17 protein-coding genes and 1 pseudogene are annotated in these 18,190 nt (G+C 56.0%); 6 read left to right on the top strand and 12 right to left on the bottom strand.

Annotated features, from left to right (window positions below; genetic code table 11):
- Nucleotides 1-168: 168 nt before the first annotated feature.
- Nucleotides 169-1,146, bottom strand: coding sequence for a dipeptide ABC transporter ATP-binding protein (locus EXR70_07420; GenBank protein MSP38303.1), 978 nt, complete (start codon nucleotides 1,144-1,146; stop codon nucleotides 169-171).
- Between the two features lie 114 nt (nucleotides 1,147-1,260).
- Entirely contained in the window at nucleotides 1,261-2,247 is a 987-nt protein-coding gene (locus EXR70_07415) for an ABC transporter ATP-binding protein (protein ID MSP38302.1), read from the bottom strand.
- 286 nt (nucleotides 2,248-2,533) lie between these two features.
- Here EXR70_07415 and EXR70_07410 point away from each other — a divergent pair, with 286 nt between their 5' ends.
- The 5 genes and pseudogenes from EXR70_07410 to EXR70_07390 all read left to right on the top strand — a co-directional run bounded on the left by EXR70_07410 (nucleotide 2,534) and on the right by EXR70_07390 (nucleotide 5,760).
- Nucleotides 2,534-3,445 (top strand): alpha/beta hydrolase, encoded by a 912-nt coding sequence (locus tag EXR70_07410; protein MSP38301.1) that lies wholly within the window; start codon nucleotides 2,534-2,536, stop codon nucleotides 3,443-3,445.
- 85 nt (nucleotides 3,446-3,530) lie between these two features.
- Nucleotides 3,531-3,740: a hypothetical protein gene (locus EXR70_07405; protein ID MSP38300.1), complete on the top strand. Its 210-nt coding sequence runs from the start codon at nucleotides 3,531-3,533 to the stop codon at nucleotides 3,738-3,740.
- A 67-nt stretch (nucleotides 3,741-3,807) separates the two neighbouring features.
- Complete coding sequence (locus EXR70_07400; protein ID MSP38299.1) at nucleotides 3,808-4,083, top strand: type II toxin-antitoxin system Phd/YefM family antitoxin; 276 nt, start codon at nucleotides 3,808-3,810, stop codon at nucleotides 4,081-4,083.
- Nucleotides 4,083-4,409, top strand: a pseudogene (locus tag EXR70_07395) (type II toxin-antitoxin system RelE/ParE family toxin). Before EXR70_07400 ends, EXR70_07395 begins: the two are co-directional and overlap by 1 nt.
- A gap of 106 nt (nucleotides 4,410-4,515) precedes the next feature.
- Nucleotides 4,516-5,760, top strand: coding sequence for a hypothetical protein (locus EXR70_07390; GenBank protein MSP38298.1), 1,245 nt, complete (start codon nucleotides 4,516-4,518; stop codon nucleotides 5,758-5,760).
- 201 nt (nucleotides 5,761-5,961) lie between these two features.
- Here EXR70_07390 and EXR70_07385 read toward each other — a convergent pair whose 3' ends face one another.
- Together EXR70_07385 and EXR70_07380 are read right to left on the bottom strand one after the other, a co-directional pair.
- Nucleotides 5,962-6,987, bottom strand: coding sequence for an ABC transporter substrate-binding protein (locus tag EXR70_07385; GenBank protein MSP38297.1), 1,026 nt, complete (start codon nucleotides 6,985-6,987; stop codon nucleotides 5,962-5,964).
- Between the two features lie 48 nt (nucleotides 6,988-7,035).
- Entirely contained in the window at nucleotides 7,036-7,806 is a 771-nt protein-coding gene (locus tag EXR70_07380; GenBank protein ID MSP38296.1) for an SDR family oxidoreductase, read from the bottom strand.
- A gap of 136 nt (nucleotides 7,807-7,942) precedes the next feature.
- Here EXR70_07380 and EXR70_07375 point away from each other — a divergent pair, with 136 nt between their 5' ends.
- Nucleotides 7,943-8,656 carry a hypothetical protein gene (locus tag EXR70_07375; GenBank protein ID MSP38295.1) on the top strand — a complete coding sequence of 238 codons (714 nt, stop codon included), beginning with the start codon at nucleotides 7,943-7,945 and terminating at the stop codon, nucleotides 8,654-8,656.
- Nucleotides 8,657-8,800: 144 nt separating this feature from the next.
- Here EXR70_07375 and EXR70_07370 read toward each other — a convergent pair whose 3' ends face one another.
- The 8 genes from EXR70_07370 to EXR70_07335 form a co-directional block, all read right to left on the bottom strand.
- A complete protein-coding gene (locus EXR70_07370) occupies nucleotides 8,801-9,349 on the bottom strand; it encodes a carboxymuconolactone decarboxylase family protein (protein ID MSP38294.1) in 549 nt (182 codons plus the stop codon).
- Nucleotides 9,350-9,432: 83 nt separating this feature from the next.
- Nucleotides 9,433-10,530, bottom strand: a complete 1,098-nt coding sequence (locus EXR70_07365) for an alpha/beta fold hydrolase (GenBank protein ID MSP38293.1) — start codon at nucleotides 10,528-10,530, stop codon at nucleotides 9,433-9,435.
- 9 nt (nucleotides 10,531-10,539) lie between these two features.
- Entirely contained in the window at nucleotides 10,540-11,520 is a 981-nt protein-coding gene (locus EXR70_07360; protein MSP38292.1) for an ABC transporter substrate-binding protein, read from the bottom strand.
- A 54-nt stretch (nucleotides 11,521-11,574) separates the two neighbouring features.
- Nucleotides 11,575-12,612 carry an ABC transporter permease gene (locus tag EXR70_07355; protein MSP38291.1) on the bottom strand — a complete coding sequence of 346 codons (1,038 nt, stop codon included), beginning with the start codon at nucleotides 12,610-12,612 and terminating at the stop codon, nucleotides 11,575-11,577.
- Nucleotides 12,609-13,640 (bottom strand): ABC transporter permease, encoded by a 1,032-nt coding sequence (locus tag EXR70_07350; protein ID MSP38290.1) that lies wholly within the window; start codon nucleotides 13,638-13,640, stop codon nucleotides 12,609-12,611. The genes EXR70_07355 and EXR70_07350 overlap by 4 nt, the downstream gene beginning before the upstream one ends.
- A gap of 6 nt (nucleotides 13,641-13,646) precedes the next feature.
- Entirely contained in the window at nucleotides 13,647-15,419 is a 1,773-nt protein-coding gene (locus tag EXR70_07345; protein ID MSP38289.1) for a hypothetical protein, read from the bottom strand.
- Nucleotides 15,420-15,421: 2 nt separating this feature from the next.
- Nucleotides 15,422-16,129: a DUF4292 domain-containing protein gene (locus EXR70_07340; protein ID MSP38288.1), complete on the bottom strand. Its 708-nt coding sequence runs from the start codon at nucleotides 16,127-16,129 to the stop codon at nucleotides 15,422-15,424.
- Between the two features lie 113 nt (nucleotides 16,130-16,242).
- Nucleotides 16,243-17,988 carry a tetratricopeptide repeat protein gene (locus tag EXR70_07335; protein MSP38287.1) on the bottom strand — a complete coding sequence of 582 codons (1,746 nt, stop codon included), beginning with the start codon at nucleotides 17,986-17,988 and terminating at the stop codon, nucleotides 16,243-16,245.
- Between the last annotated feature and the right edge of the window lie 202 nt (nucleotides 17,989-18,190).

The raw sequence follows: 18,190 nt of genomic DNA, 5'->3' as shown, positions 1-18,190 counted from the left end.
GAGTTTTTTGCCTTCCGTGCGGTAGTGAAGGTTCGTAGTTTTGCCTGTGCGAGACCGATCGGGAGCGATGCCTTACTTTGCGTCCCCCTCACGCTGCGCACTCAATCAAAAACCTACCCGCATTGGTCTGTGTGAGAATTTGGAATCCAAATTCCGAGCGTAGCGCGGTCAGGCGCGCTTGTTCGGCCCAAACACATGGCAGGCCGCGCCGTGGCCATCGGCGGCGAAATCTAATGGCGGTTCGCTCTGGCTGCACAGCGCTTCGCGAAAAGAACAACGCGGATGAAAGGCGCAACCTGATGGCGGGTTTACCGGACTGGGCACGTCGCCCTCCAGCACCACGCGCTCTTTTTTCTGGCTGGTATTGGGCAGCGGCACGGCGGACAACAGCGCCTTGGTGTAGGGATGTTTGGCGCCGTGATAAATTTTGTCGCCCTGGGCGATCTCGACGACCTTGCCGAGATACATGATCGCGACACGGTGACTGATATGCTCGACCACGCGCAGATCGTGGGAGATGAACAGATAGGTCAGATGCATCTTCTCCTGCAACTCTTGCAGCAAATTGATGATCTGCGCTTGAATCGATACGTCGAGCGACGACACCGGTTCGTCGCAGACGATGAACTTGGGACTGACGGCCAGGGCGCGGGCGATGCCGATGCGCTGGCGCTGGCCGCCGCTGAACTCGTGCGGATAGCGGTCGAAGTGATCTTCGCGCAAGCCGACCTGCCCGAGCAGTTCCATGACCCGGTCGCGCTTGGCTTTGCCCTTGGCGAGTTTGTGGATCTCCAAACCCTCGCCGACGATATCGCCGACACGCATGCGCGGATTGAGCGAAGCGTAGGGATCTTGAAAGATGATCTGCATCTCGCGGCGCATGTTGCGCAGCTCGCGCGGCCCCATGGCTAAAATATTTTTACCCTGGAACAACACTTCGCCGCTGGTCGGCTCGATCAAGCGCAGAATCGCCCGGCCCAAAGTCGACTTGCCGCAGCCCGATTCGCCGACCAAGCCGACGGTCTCGCCTTCGTTGATCGTCAAATTAACGCCGTCCACCGCCTTGACCGCGCCCTTGCCGCGCGAGAACAAACCTTCGCCGACGGGAAAATGCTTTTTCAGGTTGCGAATCTCTAATAGGCTCATCGATAAACTCAACTCAAAATGCAGATTGCAGAATGCATAAGGCAAAATCCGAATCCCCGCTCCCCAATTTTGCATTCTCCATTCTGCAATCTGCAATATGCATTGTTATCATTTCTAACTCTGTCTCAGCTCCGTGTGCGGAAAATGACACGCTACCGAATGGCCCGGCTCTTTCTCCACCAGTTGCGGCTCGCTCTGGGCGCAGGCGTCGGCCGCTTTCGGACAGCGATCGCGGAAGCGGCAGCCGCTCGGCAACTTGAGCGGATTGGGCACCACACCGGGAATCGCGTCGAGCCGTTTTTTCTTGGCGCCGCCGACGCTCGGCAAGGAGTTCAACAAGCCAACGGTGTATGGATGAAACGGCCGGTTGAAGATCGCCGCGGTGTTCGCCCGTTCGACGATCTTGCCGGCGTACATGATCGCCACTTCGTCGGCCTGCTCGGCGACCACGCCGAGATCGTGGGTGATCAAGAGCAGCGCCATGCCGATCTTTTGCTGCAGCGCCTTCATCAATTCGAGAATCTGCGCTTGAATCGTCACGTCGAGCGCCGTGGTCGGCTCGTCGGCGATCAACAGAGCCGGATTGCACGATAACGCCATGGCGATCATGACCCGCTGGCGCATGCCGCCGCTTAATTGGTGCGGATAGGAATCGACGCGCGACTCCGGGTCGGCGATATTGACCAAGCGCAGCATTTCGATGGTTTTTGCCCGGGTGTCGCGCTTGTTGAGACCTTGATGGAGCTTGATCGCTTCGCCGATCTGATTGCCGACGGTAAACACCGGGTTGAGCGAAGTCATCGGCTCTTGGAAGATCATCGAGATCTCGTTGCCGCGGATCTTGCGCATCTCCTCGTTACCGAGCTTAAGCAGATCCTTGCCGCGGTAAAAAATCTCGCCGCCGACGATTTTCCCCGGCGGCGACTGAATCAAGCGCATAATCGACAGCGAAGTCACGCTCTTGCCGCAGCCCGACTCGCCGACCAGACCGAGGGTCTTGCCTTCGGCGATCTCGAAGCTCACCCCGTCGATGGCGCGCACTTCGCCCTCGGGGGTGAAAAAAGAGGTCTGGAGATTTTTGACTTGGATTAGATCAGCCATGGTGGCAATGTCGCCGCTGCTTGCTCTTCACGTTTTACGGCCTCCGCACACTTGATTCAACCTGTGTGGAGGCGAAATTTCACGAATTGCATCTCCCATAGCATTAAATCGTCAAACTGCCAACATAAACAGTTTGAACGGTTCGAACCATTTTGTTATCGACTACGCTGGTAGCAGGGTGGAATCATCAAATGGGCTATCCAAAGGAGATTACACATCAAGGCCAGGATCCATACCCCGGCCGCGAAGTGACTTAGTTTATTGAACGACCGCCAAGGAGGCATTCATGGGCCGGGGCAAAAATCTCGACGAAATCAAAGCGATGATCCGCTCGCGCACCGGCAAGCGCAACACTTTTCGTCACGCCAAAGGCGCCGACGTCGAATCGGTGCTCGCCAATCTCACCAGCAAAGATCCCGAACTCTGGGCCAAGGAGTGGTCGCGCGTCGCTCGGCCCTACGAAGCACAGGGCATTCAGTTCGAGAAGGAAGGCAGGTTCAAAGAAGCCCGCGAAGCCTATGTACAAGCTTACGCTTACTACGCCACCGGCCGCTACCCGACGCCGCACACGCCGGGAAAAATGGAGTGCTTCCGCAAAAGTTTAGAAGTTTATGAAAAGGCCGGCAAATATTTCGAGCCGGTGTTGGAAAGAATCGAAATCGACTCGAAGGTCGGCAAGATTCCCATCTACGTGCGCGTGCCGAAAGACGGCAAGCAACATGCGATCGTGATCAACTTCGGCGGCATCGATTCGTTCAAAGCGGAAAGCTACGAATACGACGAAGGCTTGCAGCAGACGGGAATAGCGAGTTGCGCCGTCGACATGCCCGGTGTCGGCGAGTGTCCGATCAAAGCCTCGCCCACCGCCGAGTCGATCTTCAGCGCCGTGATCGATTTTTTGGAAACGCGGCCTGATGTCGATGCGAAAAGAATCGCCATCATGGGCCGCAGCTTCGGCGGCTACTGGTCGGCCAAGATGGCCCACGTCGAAGCCAAACGGTTGCGCGCGGCGATCGTCTGGGGCGGCGGCGTGCATTATTTTTTCCAAGAAGAATGGCTGCGCGAATCGACCAACGCGGAAAGTTATTTGATGGACCACGACATCGCCCGCTGCCGCCTGTTCGGCGTGGAAAAATTCACCGACCTGTTCAAACCCTGGTCCGAGTTATCAACTCGGCATTTCGCGATCGGGGTATGAACCCCGCTCGCGACCAAAGGGGATGCTCGCCCCCTTTGGAAACCCCATTTAGTTGTGCCCGCCGCAAGCAGCGGAGAATATTAGATTGAAAGATCAAGGCTGGCTCGACAAACCGTCCTGCCCCATGCTCATCGTCAACGGCAAAGACGACCTGCAAACGCCGATCGCCGATCTCTACATTTTGTTGGAATACGGCACACCAAAATCAGCGCGGGTCTTCCCCGGCGGCCACATGGGCCAAACGCCGCAGACCTTTCCGACCATCGTCAATTGGTTGAAGTCTGAGCTGGCTTGAGCGGAAGAAAGATTGAGATCAGACTGAATTCAGTCTATATTTGGTTTATCGCAATGAGGTACTTTCGATGAAATTGTCCGATCAAATTAAACCCATCAGTTATTTGAAAGCCAATACCGCGGCAGTGATTCGCCAGATGACCGAACGGCGCGAGCCGCTGGTGATCACTCAGAACGGCGTCGCCACGGCGGTCATCCAGGACGTTGCGTCCTACGAACAAACCCAAGACACCATGGCGCTGCTGAAAATTCTCGCCCTGGGAAACCGGCAGATCGAGGACGGCAAGGTGATATCAGCGCAGGCCGCGATCAAGCGGCTGAGGACACTGAAGGCGCGTGACTGATGAGCTTCGAAGTGCTGCTCACCGACGATGCAAATGTCGATCTCGAAGAAATCTACAGGTACGTAGTCGAACACGACATTCCAGGCAGAGCCGAAAACCTACTTAACCGCATCGCCGATGTTATCGAGAGCCTGAATAACCGCCTGGACCGAGGCTCTTACCCAAAGGAGCTTTCCGCGCTCGGGATACGGGAATATCGGTAATTATTCTTCAAACCCTATCGAATCATCTACCGAGTTATCGAGAAACAAGTCTACATCTATCTAATCGCCGATGGCCGTCGAGATTTTCCGTCTCTCCTTGCGCGCCGTCTGATTAGATCATAACCGGCAGGATAGCCATTGGTTGAAGAACGGACTCAAGCAATCCACTGAGCCAGTTTTTTTCTGGCAAATTTTCTTCAGATCGCCTAATTTCAGCCGAGGCAACAAGATGCGATTTTTCTTCAAGCTGATCTTCCTGCTGATTTTTCTAACCCCGGTGGCCCTCGCCTTCGCGCTCTATCTCGCCGTCGACGGTCATCCGACCATCGAGCGCGCGGCGTCGGTCACGCCGGCGAGCGTCGAGCGCGCCAAGCGCATTCTCGATAACAACGATCCGCGCAAACTCAAGTCCGGTGAGACGAGAACTGTAGCCACCAGCGCCGCCGACCTCGACCTCGCCGCCAACTACTTGGCGCAGCAGTTTGCCCATGGCAGCGCGCGCGTCGAATTGCGCCGCGCCAACTTTAACGCCGGCGCGAGTCTGCGCCTGCCGCTGATCCCGATTCCACTATTTGTGAATGTCGACGCGGCGCTGGCGGAAAACGATCCCAGCGCCGACTTGGAGTCTCTGCGCATCGGCCAGCTGACGGTGCCGGCGTGGCTGGCGCGCTGGGTCGCGCCGCGAATCTTGTCGTGGTTTCAACCGGATCTTGATTACCAGGCGTTCATCGACGCGGTGAAAAAAGTCAGTATTAACGAAGCCCGGATGGCGGTGACCTATCAGTGGCAAGCTAATCTAGGCGATCAACTGCGCGCCGTGCTCATCCCGCGCAAGAATCAAGAGCAGCTGCGCGCCTATCAAGAACGCTTGGCGGAGGTTGTCCAATCAGCGAAAAAAGCTGATTTGCCGTTGACCGATTTGCTCGTGGCGATGTTAAAACTCGCCGCTGAGCGTTCGGCGAGCGGCGACGCGGCAGTGGAAAATCGCGCCGCATTATTTATTCTCATGCACTACGTCACCGCCAAACCGTTGGACGCTATCCTCCCCGACGCGAAAAGTTGGCCGGCACCGGCCAAACATCGCGTCGTGCTCGACACCCCGGAAGAATTCCCCCGCCACTTCATCACCGCCGCATCCTTGGCCGCCAACGCCGGCGGCGCTTTCGCGCAAGCGGTCGGCGTGTACAAAGAAATCGAAGACGCCCGCGCCGAGAACGGCATCGCGATCAAAAATTTTGCCGCCGATCGCGCCGGCAAAAGATTTGGCGCCTACGGCGCCAGCGCGAAAAAATTGCAAGAAAAGCTCGGCAATGGATTACGCGAACAAGATATCCTGCCCGCCACCGCCGACCTGCCGCCGTTCCTGTCGGCGGAAGACTTCAAGCGCCGCTTCGACAGCGTGGAGAGCAAGGAATACAAAAAGATCATGGCCGACATCGACCGACGCATCGCCGCCTTACCGCTGTTTCGCTAGCGACGCTTGATCTCTCGATAGAAAAGCGACGGTACCTGGTTATGCGTCACAATAAAAAATGCCGTCATGCCGGCGCAGGCCGGCATCCAGGTGACGGACAGAATCCGTCATACCGTTGGAGAACGGTATCCAGGTTGGGCGGTTGAGGATAGATACCGGCCTGCGCCGGTATGACGGCAGGGGAAACAGATTCCTTAAAAACTATTTTGCTGGGTAAATTTTCGTCAAACCGTCGATGAACCCGCTGGCGTCCAACTGGCGCAATATCCGATCGTCGATCATCTCTTCGACTTTGAATTTCTCGATGGCTGGATTGCGCAGCTTCATCAAGCGCTGAATGTTGCGCAGGCCATCTAGCGTCGGAAACGGTTTGCGCTCGACGCCGTTGATCACGTCGAGATAACCTTCTTCAGCGGAGGCGGTGTCGTTGAGCTTCAACCGCTTCATGATCGTCGCCACCACCGCTGGCTTGTTTCGCGGCGACAAACAAAAAACCATGCCTTCGAGCAGTCCCTTGAGGAGGCTTTCGATCAAATCGCGCTGATCGCGCAAGGTCGCGCCGCGCGCCACCAAACCTTGGGAGGAAAATGGAATGTTCGCCTTGCCGAGCTCGGCGAGAATATTAAATCCTTTTTGCTTGAGCCGCCGGCTGAACACGCCGTCGAGCACGGTCATGTCGATCTGCCCCGCTTCGAGAGCCTGGGTCGCCACGGTCTGATCGCCGATGACGAGAAAAGTTATTTTGTCGCGCTCGGGATCTAACCCCAAGTATTCCAACCCGAGCATCGCGCCCATCCAGACGGTACCGGCCAGGGTCTGCACACCGACTTTTTTGCCGCGCAAATCTTTCGCCGTCTTGATGCTCGGCGCCGCCACCACGTCGTAGCCAATTTTATTGGTCAGCGTCGCGACGGTTTTCAGATCGGCGCCGCCGGTCACCGCGGTTAGCACGGTAGTCCCGCCGGTGTAGGCGGCGTGGACATCGCCGGCGGTGAGCGCCGCGACTAACACCGGCGCTTGGCGGATGAAGATCGCGTTGGCGTTGACGCCATACTTAACGAAAAAACCGAAATCCTCCGCCACCCACAGCGGCGCCAAGCGGGCATTGAGCGCCGCGTGGCCGATAACCGCTCTGCGCGGCGGGGTTGCCGAATGGGAATCGGAGCTAATCGCCAACGCGAGAATGATCGTCAACCAGGCTGAAACAAGCTTGCGCATAGTCGGCATCCTACTCAATCGTTTTGAACGATTGGAACGGTTCGAACGAATTCAGATTTACTTCTGAAACTGTTCGCGCGGGAAATTAGCCGTCGCCATCACGCCGCCGTCGACGATCAGCGGATGACCGATGATGAAACTGGAATCGTCGCTAACTAGAAATAATGCCGCCTTGGCTTGATCGTCGGCGGTGCCGAGCCGTCCGGCGAGGTTTTGAAAGGTCCGGCTGCCGGCCACGTCGTCGTCATAACCCACCGGCGAACCGGAACGGTTGGGAACGATGCAATTGACCCGAATGTTGTACTCCGCCAGCTGCACCGCCATGGCGCGGGTCATGTTGATGACGCCGGCTTTGGCTGCCGCGTAAGCGATACCGTCGAAGCGGCCGACTAAGCCCGAGGTTGAACCGAAGTTCAAAACCTTGCCGCCACGTCCCTGGTCCCTCATCTGCACCGCGACGTATTTGGTTACCAGATAGGGTCCCTTCAAACTCACGGCGATAATCTTGTCGAACTCTTCTTCGGTGCTATCGAAAATATTGGCGTGATCGGTGAGCGCCGCGTTATTGACCAGGATATCGATGCCGCCGAACTTGCTCGCCGCTTCTTTCACCAAGCGCTGCACGTCAGCCGACTTGGAAACATCGCCCAGCACCAGCGCCGCTTGGCCGGCGGATTTGTTGATCTCATCGACCACCGCTTGGCCGCGCCCTTCATGCATCTCGGCGACGACGATCTTCGCCCCTTCCGAAGCGAAAAGCTTTGCCATCGCCTTGCCGATGTTTCTGCCCGCGCCGGTGATCAGCGCCACTTGATCTTTAAGTTTCATTGTCCGAATCCCTTCCTGCCGAATCAATTTGTGCCCGAGACTATCCGTCCCGCGCACGCCCTGTCAACGGCCATGAGCCAATCTCGAATCTGTAGTCTGCCTTTCCTCGTGAATGATTTTCGGCTAGATTGCCGCAATGCCAGCAACGATGCGATACGGCGCCGCCGAGATTTTTGGACGCGCGATTCAGCAAATGACGACTTCAGCTTTGCGTCAGGCGGCGAGCGCAGACCACAAAACCATCGGTTGTCCTTACAAAAGCAAGGGAACTTCATGCCACAAAAAATGGGGAGTTTGCTCGCTGGTAGAGTTCGAAAGAGAAGTAGGTGGTGCTGTGAATATTTCGGCGAAGCCGGTAACCACGTGCCCCACCCGCTTCTATGAGGCGGGAATAGTCCATAGCTGGGTTGGTGAAACTTTAATTGGAACCAAATCGCCCGTAGTGGTCAACGAAGTGTCTTTCCTGATGGCCGATTCGGGTAGCAAAGAAAGCTCGACGGAAAATGAAGTGGGGCGTATTGATAGTGTGCTCGTTAACACAGCGAGTCAGCGCCTTGAGTGGTGTGCCTTGGAGATGCAAGCGGTGTATTTCTCCGGCAAGAGTATGGAGAACGATTTTCGCATAATGCGTAACTGGAGCGGACCTGGCTTGCCTTTCCCTGCCGTTCACAGGCGACCCGATTTCCGCTCGTCTGGTCCAAAACGCTTGATGCCACAGCTTCAAATCAAAGTTCCAACCCTCCGCCGTTGGGGTAAGAAGATGGCGGTGGTCGTTGACGAGGCGTTTTGGAACTCGCTTGGCTCAATGCGAAAAGTTCAACACCTGTCTAGTGCGGACATTGGTGCCTAGACCAGATGCGTCGCCTGACGCTGGTTCTACCGCTCGGTGCATTGTCCCTGGTCGATTTTTGAGACGACTCTTCGATTGAGTCAGGTAATTAATTTGTCTGACTACAATCTTCAAGACCGACAACACGCACGGAAATTCTCCAGCTTAAATCTTGAGATCATCGGGTGGCGTAGCCGTGTAAACGTCGAAAGTATTGAGCGTGCAGGCGAGCATCGCGTAGTAGCCGACGGTGGCGGTCAACTCGACCATGCTTTTCTCGCCGAAGCGATTATAGATTGCCTGAAAGGTCGGCTCGCTGACTCGATGGTTATGAATCATCTCGCGCACGAAGCTGACGATCTGGGCGTCTTCGGAGAAAAAACTCTCCGCGCCTTTCTTGGCATGGACCAAGCGGATGGTTTCCATGGCAATGCCCGCCTTGGTGCCGTGATTAATATGCGCCGCCCATTCATGTTTGCAATCAAGCTCCCGCGCCGCGACCAACGCCGTGAACTCAAGAACCTTGTGATCCAGAGTCGACTCGAAGCGCACATAGGCGCCAAGATGCATGGTCCGCTGCGCCATCTCCGGACTATGCAGCAGCGCCAGCCACGGCCCGCCGACCACGCCGCGGCTTTGCGCGATGGCGTCATAAACTTTCTGCCCAGCCTCGTCGAGTTGCTCTTTTTTTGTAATCGTTGCGATACGTGCCATGTCATCCTCACTTTGTTCGGAATTTCAAATTCCAGATTTCAGATTTCAAATACACTACGCTAGTTTTTCTTTTAGCCAAGTGGTTACGATGCGCACCACTTCGTCGTTCGATTCGCCCTTCTTGCGTCCCATGTGGCCGGCGCCGGGATGATGCGCAGATCCTTCGGACTGCCGTGCTCGGCGAGCAGATACAGATCGCTGATCGGATGCTGGTCGTCTTCTTTGCCATTGATGCAGAGAAGCGGCGCGCAGGGCTGGTCGATCAAACCCTGCGCCACCAGCGAAAGCGTCGGCGCGATCTTGAGCACTTCTTCCAGCGACTTTACACCAAAAATGTAGGAGCGCGCATCCAAAAGACTCGCCGGCCCCATCAAATATTGCGACGCCGTCAGCGTCAACGCCGGCCGCAGCCACTCTTCTTGAAACGTCCGATGTATGCCAGCGCCCCAGTTAACTGCGCCGCGCAGACGTTTGGGTTCGGTATGCGCGAGCTTGGCGGCCCAGTAGCCGCCGAAGCTGCCGCCCATGCAAGCGATGCGCTTGCCGTCGATGTCGGCGCGGCTTTCGAGATAATCCATCGCCGCGGAAAATGTCCGCTCGGCGTGGGGGTCATTCCCAAGGCAAGGATTTTCGCCGGCGCCGGGCATGTCGATGGTGAAGCAAGCCAACCCCTTATCGAGCAGCACGTCGCTGTTGGTGCGCCGATCTTCTTTCCAGCCATCCACGCCGCCCCAGTGCATCACCACCGGCGGACGGCTCACGCCTTTGGGCACTTGCAGATAACCGACAACTTTTTTTCCTTCGAAGGGGATCTCGCAGCGCTCCAACGGCGGGTCCATGTATGGCGCGGCCTTGAGAAACGTCCGCAGCGCGCCTTTGTAGCAAGTCATTTTCTCCGGACTGCTCGGCACCGGATAACGGCCGATGCGGTAATATTCGTAGGCCAAGTAAAATGTTTCGCCGGCTTCTTTCTTGTTGCCTTGCTTCTCTTGTTCGTCGCCTTGGGCTTCGTACTGCGCGCCGAACTTGCCCCACTCGCGCCCCCAGAGATCTGAATCGAGGCTGCTCAAACTCTTCATCACTTGCTCGACGTCAGCTTTTTTCACCCGCTCGAACGGATTGATCCGTCCGGCGCGATGAAAAATTTCCGCTTTGATTTCGTCGAGAGTTTTTTCCGCCATTTTTTGCTCCTACAATTTCACGCCGGCTTCCTTGGCCAAAAGTTTCACTGCCGCTTTGTAGAAGCGGTCGTCGACAAACTGTTCCGGCTTGAAATTCGGATTTTCTTTAAGCACGGCAAATTCCAATTCGGCGCGCTTATAAAGTCCTTCGGGGCTGAGCGAGGGAATATAGGCATCGCGCATCAGATCGTAGAGCGACGCGGCGATCTCGCGCTCGTTCAAGCGGCCGGTTTTCATAATGATGTCCATGGCGCCCTCGCGATTGGCGCGAATCCAGTAGAGCGCTTTCAGCACCGCGTTGACCATGCGCTGGGTCATCTCCGGTTCGTCCTGCACTTGCTTGTTCATCGCTTGCAGCGCGCTGAAGGGAATATTTTTGAACTCGTCGCCCATGTAGAGCAGCCGCTTGAAGCTGGCTTTTAACAACGGCCGATCGGTCGGCGGCGCGAACAAAGCGCCCGCCGCCCGGCCCTGCACCAGCGCCACCGCCTTGCCTTCGTTGTCGGGGATGTTCAAATACTCGGCGAACTTTTCGTTGAAGCCATGTTTGGCCAACAGCGCCTGCAAGACGCTATACGTGGAACCGCCGAAGGTGACGGCGAGCTTTTTGCCTTTCAAATCTTCGAGCCGCTTGATCTCCGGGTTGACGATCAAGCCGAAGGGGATCTGACTGAAGATTTGCAGCAGCACGCGAATCTGCTCGCCCTTGAACATCGCCTGCATGGACGGCCCGAAAGCGGACGAATAGTGCACGCTGCCCGACATCAACGCCTGCACGTTCATGGCGTTGCCGCGCAGCACGACGATGTTGACGTTGCTCAAGCCCATCTCTTCGTAGAATTTTTTCTCCTTGGCGACGGCGTAAGCGAGATGCTGGACATTGCCGGGGCCGGGCAAGGAAACGTAGATCGGTTTGGTGATTTGCGCCCACAGCGAATTGGGATTGAGCAACAGCGCCAGCAACGCGGCGATCATGCGACTGCGCATCATAGAGAATTCTCCGACGACAAATAGTGGATATTCGAATTAACAGAAAGCGCCGGACTAACGCAAGCCGCGTAGACGGGGATCGAGCACTTCGCGCAAACCTTCGCCGACCAAATAGTAGGCCAGCACCGTGATGAAGATGGCGAAGCCGGGAAACACCGCCAGCCACCAGGCGAAGGTCGTGCTACTGGCCTCGTGGAGAATCGAGCCCCAGGTCACCAATTCCGCAGGGACGCCGATGCCGAGAAAACTCAAACTCGATTCGACCAGAATCGCGCCGGCGATGCCGAGCACGACCGAGACGATCACCGGCGCCAGGGCGTTGGGAAGAATGTGGCGGAACATGACTTTGCGGTCGGAAGCGCCGAGCGCAATCGCCGAGGTGACGTAATCCAGGTTCCTAATTTTCAGAAATTCGTTACGCGTGAAGCGCGCGATGCCGACCCAACTGGTCAGGCCGATGATCGCCATAGTCAAAAAAATGCTCGGCGGCAGCAGCGCCGCGATCGTTATCAGCAGAAAAAATGTCGGGATCGACAGCATTACCTCGAATAACCGAGAAACAATCAAGTCGATCCATGAACCGAAATAACCGGCGATGGCGCCGAGAACCACGCCGATGGCGACCGCGATGCCGACAGCGACGAAACCGATGGACAACGAGACTCGCGAACCGTGAATCATGCCTGCCATGACATCGCGGCCGAGCTTGTCAGTGCCAAACCAATGTTTCGCCGATGGCGGCTCCAGCGGTTCGAGCAGGTTGATGTTGCTCGGACGGTACGGAATCGGCGGAAAAAATGATTTGGCGCCTTCAAGTTTTCTAAATTCAACGTTCAAAAGCTCCGCGGGCCACTGGCTAAGCTTGGTTTCGACAAGATAGTCGCGCAGGATCGGAAAGTACGCCTTGCTTTTGTATACCGTATAGTAAGGCTTGTCGTTGGCAAGAAAATCGGCAAACAAAGCCATGAGCGCGAGGATGCAAACGACGCAGAAACCCGCCAGCGCGATGGGATTGCGCTTGAAGCGTTTCCAAACGTCCGACCACAACCCCTGAGCCGTTTCCGCGGCGTTGTTCGATTGCGTAGCGCTCATTGTTGGCGACGTCCGAAAGCGATGCGCGGGTCCACGGCCGCCAATAGGATATCGGAAAGCAAAATACCAAAAAGAGTTAAAACCGCGCTCACCGTGAACAGCGCCAGCACGGTTGGATAGTCGCGCGCCAGCACCGATTCGAAACCGAGCTGTCCCAAACCAGGGATGGAAAAAATCGTTTCAATGATGACGCTGCCGCCAATCACTCCCGGTAGGATCGACGCCAGAATCGTCACCTGCGGGATCAGCGAATTACGCAGCACATGTTTCGCAATGACAATGCCCTCGGGCAAGCCTTTAGCTCTGGCGACTTGAACGTAATCTTGGCCCAACACTTCGAGCATGCTTGATCTCATGTAGCGCGACATACCGGCAAAACCGTCATATGACAGTAACACCACCGGCAGAAAGAGATGCCAGGCGTGGTCTTTAAGCTGCTTCCAAACAGGCCAATCATCGGTAAAATCGAGCGACTCCAACCCGCCGGGCGGAAACAAGTAGTAAAAATCGCCGCCGCAGATAAACACAATCGCCATCGTCGCCGCCCAAACCAGCGGCACCGCAAACAGCACAAACGCCGCCAATGTCGTGACCTGATCGCCGAATGAATTTGGATGGGTTGCCGAATAAACACCCAACGGGATTGCGACCAAGTAAACCACCAGAATCGACCAAAGATTTAATTTGACGGTGACCGGAAGTCTTTCAAGAATCTTTCCCCAGACCGATTGATTGTCCTTGAACGACTCGCCAAAATTCAAGGTGAAAAGATTTTTGAGCCACACCGCATATTGAACGTGGAGCGGCTTATCGAGCCCGTACTGGGCGCGCCATTGCGCAACGGCCTCATCCACCGAGCCGCGTTTCTCGACCGAGATACCGCCGCCCGCCGCGGCGCCAAGACCGCCCGCGGCGCGCAACTCGGCCGGATCGCCCGGCGCTAACCGCATGATCAAAAAACCGATCAAAGTGATGCCGATGAAGGTCGGAATCATCAATAGGGTGCGTTGAATTAAATAATGACCCATGTTCGCTTAATTGGCGGTAGCCGTCGTCGCGTACTTTTGTCCTGCCAAGGGAACCCACCAGTCGACCGGTCGAAGTCCGTCGGGGAAAATCTCGACGCCGGCGAAACGGCGCTGCAGCGCTGAGACCCGCTTCGGCAGATATAAAAACGTGTAGGGCTGTTCGTCGCTGATAATTTTCTGAAACTCATTGTATAGCTTAATTCGTTTTTGCGCGTCGAACTCGCGCCGATACAATTCCAAAATTTCGTCCACCCGCGAGTTCTTATAACTGATCGCGTTGGAGCCTTTGTTAGCTGCTTGCGACGAGTGCCAAACCTGATAGGCATCGGGCTCGGTGGTCGACATCTGCCAACCGAGCACCATCGCATCGAATTGGTGGTTCTTGACGTCATTTAGAAATATCGTCCAGTCCAACTCACGAACTCTCGCATCGATGCCGTGTTTTCTTAACTCGTCCAAGAGCACCAAGGCAACACTTTTACGCACCGCATTACCTGAATTGATTTTGATCTCGAAACTAAATGGAACTTTTTTGCCATCAATGACTTTATCCAGAATGCCATCGCCGTCGGTGTCCTTCCAGCCCGCTTCGGCAAGTAACGCCATCCCCTTGGCCGGATCAAAGGGATAACTCGGCAGGGTTTTGTCGTACTCCGGTCGGAATAGATAAATATGGCTGTTGACGACTTCGCCGAGGCCGAACAAAACGCTTTTGACGATTTGTTCGCGATTGGTCAAATAGGTCATCGCCTGGCGAACCCGCTTATCGCGAAAGATCGGATGGTCGTTGTTCCAGCCGATGTAGGAATAGGTCGGCGCGTAGTACTCGTACTTTTTGAACTCGCGCTTGAATCTTTCACTGTCAGTGCCGCGCATCACTTGGACCGGTTGCAGCGCCTCCATAAAATCGATGCTGCCGCTTTTGAGTCTGACCAAAGCAGCATCAAAATTGTTCACCACGCGAAACTTGAGGCGATCCAAATGGGGTTGATCTATCCCCGCCTTGCCGTTGCCCCAATAATTTTTGTCGCGCTGCAATCCAAGCTCGCGGCCGGTTTTCCAGAGGTTAAACTTATACGGCCCGCTCCCCATGGGGTTGCGGCTATAGTTTTTGTTGAACTGATCGGCGAATCTTTTTACCTCGCCGGGCAACTTGGCTGGATCTTGGCCGAGATCGCGCACCGCCACCCGCTGCAAGAGATTTTCCGGATCGTAGTAGTGGCGCGGCAACACCGTGACTCCGCCGAGCACGCTTTCGTTCAGAAAGTAGGGTTCCTTGGTGATGAAGCGAATCGTATAGGGATCGATCAGTTGAGCGTCGACCAGAGAATTGAAGTAGACGCGCAGAAACGGCGCATTGACAAAAGGGCACTTGATAGCCTTGACGCTAAACAAGATGTCTTCGCCGGTAAGCGGGCGTCCATCTTGAAAGCGGGCGTCTTGCCGAATGCGAAAAGTGTAAGTCAGTTTATCTTGTGCGATTTCCGGGCGCGCTTCGGCGATCAGAGGTTTGATCTCTAAGGTTCGCGGATTTCGAGTCAGCAGGCTCTCTAAAATAAATCCCAACACCTCGTTGGAAGAGGCATCGTTACTGGTCAGTGGATTCAATTGTTCAGGATCGCTAAGACTATGAGCGACCAGCCAATCTCCCGTGACCGGCTTGCCGGTTTCTTTCGCGCTCGCGGTGGTCGGCGCGTCGGCGACTTTGACTTCGCTCTTGTCGCCGCAGCCGGTGACAAACAGAATTGCAAGAATGAAACACCAACGTCGCGCAAACATTTTTAACTACCGATCATCTCGATGGGGATTTCTTGCACATGAGCCGGCTTTTGTTGGGAAAAGGAGTCGGCCGGAATCGTCGGATTGAGTTCCGGCTCCTGAAAGCGGATTTCCAGCTTCTTACTTTGCAGCGGCGCATCCAAATTAATCTTCGACGGAAACAAACCGGCCGGCGTGGAAATGTAGTCGGAAAAAAGCGCGGTCAATTCCACCGCGCCGTTGCCGTCGAAGCGCTGCCACTGGGTCGGCACCAGCAACTGGGATTCAAAAGCTACGCTATCTTTGCGCAGCCCGTTGGCGGAGAATATCAACGCGTTGCCCTCTTGGCGCCACGCCAGCGCGCCGTCCACCGGCGGCAAGCCGGCGAGCAAGGCGGTGATTTCGTCCAACTCCAGCGGGATTTGCGTGTAGCGCAGCAGGTTCGCTTTCGAACTCTGGCCGCGCACCAGCACGCCTTCGCGCGGATGATAACCGATCATTTCTTTATCGTTGGCGGTGACGATCAAGATCGCGCCCAACATCGACAAGGTTTCCAAACGCAATCGGTCCGGGCGCTGCACGAGCACCGCTTCGTCGAAGCCATGCTTGCCTTCGGGACCGACGTAGTTGATGCGCGCTAAAGAACGCAGCGAGCTGAACTGCGCGCGGCGCTGGCCGAGGGCTTCGATCAGTTTCGCCGATTCCCAGCGCGGCGCCGGCAATTGCGGCATGATCGGCGGCGCCACGGTAGTGGTGCACGCTGAAAATAAAACCGCGAACGTGATGGATAAAAAAATTGGCCGGGTGCGAAGTGAAATCGCGGCCCCGTGCCGGTGAAACGGGATCAAGCCTTTTTCTCCAGGCGGGAAATCTTGTCGCGGATGCGCTTGCTCTGCTCGGCTTCCTTGGTGCGTTTGAGCGCGTCACGATAGCGCGTCAGCGCGCGATCGGACTTGCCGGCTTTATCGTAGGCATCGGCGAGATGCTCGATGATGGTCGGATCGTCGGCAGTCAATTCTACGGCGCGCTCCAACTGCTCCACCGCCTTGGGATAATCGCCGCGCTGGTAGTACACCCAGCCCAGACTGTCGATGTAAAAACCGTCGTCGGGCTGAATCTTGAGCGCCCGCTGGATCAAGTCTTCGGCCTCATCGAGCTGCACGCCCATCTCGGCCCAGGTGTAGCCCAAGTAATTCAGCGCCGGGGCGTTTTTAGGATTGATCTCGATGGCTTTTTTCATCGCGGCGATCGACTTGTCTTTATTTTTTACTTCGTCGTAAAGCGCGCCCAACTGAAAATGCGCTTCATCGCTTTTGGGATCGAGCACCACGACCCGTTCCATGGATTGAATCGCTTTCGGAAAGTCCTTCGACTTACGATAGAGCGCGCTCAGAAAAGCGTATAGCTCCTTGCGGTCGTTGCGTTTCTTGAGCGCCGGCTGCAATACTTCGATGGCTTTTTGAATCTGCTCTTTGCGGTCGTACAGATAAGCGGCTTGCAGACGGGAGTCGGCGTAGAGCTCGCTTTTTTCCGGCACCCGCTCAAAGGCCTCCAGCGCCTTGTCGTCGGATTTCAATTCAATGTAGGTGGCGCCGAGATAATAGCGCGCCCGGTCGTTGTCGGGGTCACCGGCGAGGACAAGATTGAATTCGGTGGCGGCGCGCTCGAAATCGCCCTTCTCAAAAGAGATCAGACCGATTTTAATGCGGGTTTCGCGCGGATCGCTCTCGGAACCTTGAAGGGTTTCGAACTGGCGCATGGCGTCGTCGAGTTTATTTTGCCCAACGTACAGCTCACCCAACCGTTTGCGCGCCCAGCCGTTCTGCGCATTCACCTGCAGCAAGCGCTGATAGGTCTGAATCGCGTCCTCGGTTTTGCCTTCCAATTCGTAAACCAACGCCAAGTCCATCAAAACCGCTTCGGATTTGGGATTGAACTCCAGCGCCTTGCGAAAGCTCTGCTCGGCAGCTAGATAAAGCTTGCTCTTAGCGCGCACCCGGCCGAGATAATAGTGGCCCAGCGCCGAATCGGGATCGAGCTTTAACAGCTCCTCCAACCTCTGAGTGGCCCGGGCATAGTCCTCGATTTGCAAGTACAACGCCCCCAAGTACAGGCGTGCTTCCTGATTCTTGTCGTCGAGCTTGAGCACTTCGTTATATTCGCTCAGCCCCTTTTGGGTCTCGCCAAGGGAGGAATAGAGACCGGCCAAAAGCAGATGATGCTCGGCGCTCTTGGGCTCAAGCTTGGCAGCCGCTTCAGCCGCCACCAGCGCCTTTTTCATCTCGCCGCGACGGAGATAAAACGACGCCAGACGGAACTGCAAAAAAGCCTCGTCCGGGTTCGCCGCCGCCGCCGCTTCGAGTTCTTTGAGCGCGCCGTCGAAGTTGCCCTCGCTGATCAGTTGATGGCCGCGGAGAAAATGGTTGAAGGCGCGCGCTTCGGCGGATATTTCAGCCTTAGGCTGATCGCGGAACGGCGCGTTGGGAGACCAGGAGATACCGTCGGGAGGAACGACAAGCTCAGGCACCGCCGTAGCGCAGCCGGACAGCACCGTAAGCAAGCCGACTGTCCGTAAAATGCCTGTACTCATCGTGGCAAAATCTAACACGCTAACCACAGGGGGTCAACGTAAGGTTTTGCTAACTGTTGTAGCAAAGTGATTATGTCAGGGGTTAACGGCAACGTAATTATGTCAGGGTGGAAGGATGACAACCCTGACAATGAAAGACGAGAAACGACTAGACATAATTCAACGAGTATATCGCAGCGAGATCACCGTGGTTGAGGCCGCA

Source organism: Deltaproteobacteria bacterium (assembly GCA_009692615.1).
Lineage (GTDB): Bacteria > Desulfobacterota > Binatia > UBA9968 > UBA9968 > DP-20.
Note: the sequence above shows the minus strand (reverse complement) of the source record. Positions and strands in the feature narration are given on the sequence as shown.